Raw genomic sequence first — 1,049 nt, forward strand, 5'->3', positions numbered from 1 at the left:
TCAAGTGCTAATTCAGGCTTTGTTTTGTGTTCCATTCGTTCAAGAGGGACTCCCGTGTAAACGGACAGGACAGAATGAACATCCTGTGATACCGTACTTTCCATACCATCTCACGGAGGATAGCCAAAAAGCCACCCGTGAGCGATTGCAGGTGAAAATGATTCATGCATCACAACAGTCTGGAAAGAGGTTTTTCGCTATTCTCACGCATCTCCCTCTATTCCTCCTCCCCCTGGACTCCCACAAGCACCTGCCGGGTTCTGGGACCGTCAAACTCGCATACGTAAATACCCTGCCAGGTCCCCCGTGCCAGCCGGCCATTCATAACCGGCACCATCAGGGAGAATCCCATGAGTGATGCCTTCAGATGAGCATCGGAGTTACCTTCAGCATGCCGGTAATCACCCGTAGCCGGAACCAGACGGGAGAGGCTGACAAGGATATCGCGTGTCACGTCCGGGTCTGCATTCTCGTTTATGGTCAGCCCTGCAGTTGTATGTTGGATAACGATAAAGCAGATCCCGTTCTGTATCCCGGTTTTTCTGATCTCTTCATCAATTCTTCCGGTAATATCAACAAATACCGTTCGTGATCCGGTCTTTACTTCAATTGGTGTCCACTTCATACCATCACCGTATCACCCTGAGGTAGCAGGTTTATTAAACGTATTCATAATCATAATACTGGAACACTGATAATCAATGACACCATCATCCCAAAATCCCAATACCGAAAAAGAAAATACCGCAATTCTCTCCGTCGGTTCGAACTCCGCCCTGGTTCTCATGAAGCTTATTGTCGGGTTTGCCCTCGGGTCAGTAAGTATGATCTCCGAAGCCATCCATTCAGGGATGGATCTTTTGGCCTCCATTATTGCGTTTCTATCGGTACGAAAGTCCGGACAGGCGCCTGATGATGAACACACCTTCGGACATGGGAAGTTTGAATCCATCTCCGGCATGATTGAAGCGCTTCTGATCTTTATTGCCGCCATTCTGATCATTGAGGAAGCCATTGCAAAAATCATTGATCCTGCATCAGAACCAATG

2 protein-coding genes are annotated in these 1,049 nt (G+C 48.1%); one reads left to right on the forward strand and one right to left on the reverse strand.

What is annotated here, in order from left to right:
- Positions 1–217: 217 nt before the first annotated feature.
- Positions 218–625: a secondary thiamine-phosphate synthase enzyme YjbQ gene (locus PLA23_RS13700; protein ID WP_324330074.1), complete on the reverse strand. Its 408-nt coding sequence runs from the start codon at positions 623–625 to the stop codon at positions 218–220.
- A 76-nt stretch (positions 626–701) separates the two neighbouring features.
- Here PLA23_RS13700 and PLA23_RS13705 point away from each other — a divergent pair.
- On the forward strand, positions 702–1,049 hold a 348-nt coding region (locus tag PLA23_RS13705), incomplete at its 3' end, for a cation diffusion facilitator family transporter (protein WP_324475588.1).

The sequence above is a fragment of the Methanospirillum sp. genome, assembly GCF_035406105.1.
In the GTDB taxonomy this organism is placed as follows: domain Archaea; phylum Halobacteriota; class Methanomicrobia; order Methanomicrobiales; family Methanospirillaceae; genus Methanospirillum.